Raw genomic sequence first — 1,914 nt, forward strand, 5'->3', positions numbered from 1 at the left:
AGAAACTCGAAGTTAATTCATTATATGAAACATACGGAAAAGCAATTTGCTAGTATTGAATGAGCCAAGTTTAGAAGCTTCTTTAAAGAGCTTCATAGCAAGATTAAACTGAAGAGTTTGATCATGGCTCAGATTGAACGCTGGCGGCAGGCTTAACACATGCAAGTCGAGCGGTAACAGAAGAAGCTTGCTTCTTGCTGACGAGCGGCGGACGGGTGAGTAATACTTAGGAATCTGCCCAGTAGTGGGGGATAGCACGGGGAAACTCGTATTAATACCGCATACACCCTACGGGGAAAAGGGGGCGCTTGCGCTCTCGCTATTGGATGAGCCTAAGTCGGATTAGCTAGTTGGTGGGGTAAAGGCCTACCAAGGCGACGATCTGTAGCTGGTCTGAGAGGATGATCAGCCACACCGGGACTGAGACACGGCCCGGACTCCTACGGGAGGCAGCAGTGGGGAATATTGGACAATGGGGGCAACCCTGATCCAGCCATGCCGCGTGTGTGAAGAAGGCCTTTTGGTTGTAAAGCACTTTAAGCAGTGAAGAAGACTCTATGGTTAATACCCATAGACGATGACATTAGCTGCAGAATAAGCACCGGCTAACTCTGTGCCAGCAGCCGCGGTAATACAGAGGGTGCAAGCGTTAATCGGAATTACTGGGCGTAAAGCGAGCGTAGGTGGCTTAATAAGTCAGATGTGAAATCCCCGGGCTTAACCTGGGAACTGCATCTGATACTGTTGGGCTAGAGTAGGTGAGAGGGAGGTAGAATTTCAGGTGTAGCGGTGAAATGCGTAGAGATCTGAAGGAATACCGATGGCGAAGGCAGCCTCCTGGCATCATACTGACACTGAGGTTCGAAAGCGTGGGTAGCAAACAGGATTAGATACCCTGGTAGTCCACGCCGTAAACGATGTCTACTAGTCGTTGGGGAACTTGATTCCTTAGTGACGCAGCTAACGCAATAAGTAGACCGCCTGGGGAGTACGGCCGCAAGGTTAAAACTCAAATGAATTGACGGGGGCCCGCACAAGCGGTGGAGCATGTGGTTTAATTCGATGCAACGCGAAGAACCTTACCTGGTCTTGACATATCTAGAATCCTGCAGAGATGCGGGAGTGCCTTCGGGAATTAGAATACAGGTGCTGCATGGCTGTCGTCAGCTCGTGTCGTGAGATGTTGGGTTAAGTCCCGCAACGAGCGCAACCCTTTTCCTTAGTTACCAGCGGTTAGGCCGGGGACTCTAAGGATACTGCCAGTGACAAACTGGAGGAAGGCGGGGACGACGTCAAGTCATCATGGCCCTTACGACCAGGGCTACACACGTGCTACAATGGTAGGTACAGAGGGCTGCTACACAGCGATGTGATGCGAATCTCAAAAAGCCTATCGTAGTCCAGATTGGAGTCTGCAACTCGACTCCATGAAGTCGGAATCGCTAGTAATCGCGGATCAGAATGCCGCGGTGAATACGTTCCCGGGCCTTGTACACACCGCCCGTCACACCATGGGAGTTGATTGCACCAGAAGTGGGTAGCCTAACTTTTAGAGGGCGCTCACCACGGTGTGGTCGATGACTGGGGTGAAGTCGTAACAAGGTAGCCGTAGGGGAACCTGCGGCTGGATCACCTCCTTATTGACGCATTCGGTCAGCAAGAATTCACAACAAGTTGTTCTTTGATTTAGCAAGCTCTTAAGGGTCTGTAGCTCAGCTGGTTAGAGCACCGTGTTGATAACGCGGGGGTCATAAGTTCAAGTCTTATCAGACCCACCACTTATCCCGATACGGGGCCATAGCTCAGTTGGTAGAGCGCCTGCCTTGCACGCAGGAGGTCAGGAGTTCGACTCTCCTTGGCTCCACCATATTGGATTACGGATTAAGAGTGCATAAAATAGAATTAAGTGATTGA

The 1,914-nt window shown here is 50.8% G+C and carries 2 tRNA genes and 1 rRNA gene; all 3 read left to right on the forward strand.

The window, feature by feature from the left end:
• Positions 1–105 precede the first annotated feature (105 nt).
• The 3 genes from E2R51_RS20515 (at position 106) to E2R51_RS20525 (ending at position 1,867) form a co-directional block, all read left to right on the forward strand.
• Positions 106–1,640 (forward strand): 16S ribosomal RNA (locus E2R51_RS20515).
• Positions 1,641–1,701: 61 nt separating this feature from the next.
• Positions 1,702–1,778, forward strand: a tRNA-Ile gene (locus tag E2R51_RS20520).
• 13 nt (positions 1,779–1,791) lie between these two features.
• Positions 1,792–1,867 (forward strand) — tRNA-Ala (locus E2R51_RS20525).
• Positions 1,868–1,914 lie beyond the last annotated feature (47 nt).

Origin of the sequence: Jeotgalibacillus sp. S-D1 (assembly GCF_004358665.1) — a bacterium.
In the GTDB taxonomy this organism is placed as follows: Bacteria; Bacillota; Bacilli; order Bacillales; family Jeotgalibacillaceae; genus Jeotgalibacillus.